This is a genomic window from Microcoleus sp. Pol7_B2, assembly GCF_036701035.1.
Classification (GTDB): domain Bacteria; phylum Cyanobacteriota; class Cyanobacteriia; order Cyanobacteriales; family Microcoleaceae; genus Microcoleus.
On sequence record NZ_JAUBQB010000191.1, the window covers coordinates 1 to 961 of the forward strand.

Sequence of the window (961 nt, forward strand, 5' to 3'; positions counted from 1 at the left end):
CCAGACGGCAAAACCGCGATTTCCGCTTCAAGGGATAAAACCCTGAAAATCTGGGACACCGAGACAGGCCGGGAACTAAAAACTCTTACTGGTCAGAATGACTGGGTAACAGCAGTGGCGATCGCACCAGACGGCAAAACCGCGATTTCCGCTTCAAGGGATAAAACCCTGAAAATCTGGGACACCGAGACAGGCCGGGAACTAAAAACTCTTACTGGTCAGAATGACTGGGTAACAGCAGTGGCGATCGCACCAGACGGCAAAACCGCGATTTCCGCTTCAAGGGATAAAACCCTGAAAATCTGGGACACCGAGACAGGCCGGGAACTGAAAACTCTTACTGGTCATAATAGCTGGGTAACAGCAGTGGCGATCGCACCAGACGGCAAAACTGCGATTTCCGCTTCAGGGGATAAAACCCTGAAAATCTGGGACACCGAGACAGGCCCGAAACTGAAAACTTTTACTGATCTTATGAGCATGGTAACAGCAGTGGCGATCGCACCAGACGGCAAAACCGCGATTTCCGTTTCAGACGATTTAACCCTGAAAATCTGGGACACCGAGACAGGCCGGGAACTGAAAACTCTTACTGATCTTATGAGCACTGATGTTATGAGCATGGTAACAGCAGTGGCGATCGCACCAGACGGCAAAACCGCGATTTCCGCTTCAGGGGATAATACCCTGAAAATCTGGGACACCGAGACAGGCCGGGAACTGAAAACTTTTACTGCTCATACTCGCGATGTAACACGAGTGGCGATCGCACCAGACGGCAAAACCGCGATTTCCGCTTCAGAGGATTCAACCCTGAAAATCTGGGACACCGAGACAGGCCGGGAACTGAAAACTCTTACTGGTCATAATCACTGGGTAACAGCAGTGGCGATCGCACCAGACGGCAAAACCGCGATTTCCGCTTCAGAGGATTCAACCCTGAAAATCTGGGACACCGAGA

General features: G+C 51.2%; 1 protein-coding gene. It reads left to right on the plus strand.

Annotated features, from left to right (window positions below; all coding sequences use genetic code 11):
- A partial coding sequence (locus QUA57_RS28475; protein WP_333251564.1) for a WD40 repeat domain-containing protein occupies positions 1–961 on the plus strand: 961 nt, incomplete at both ends.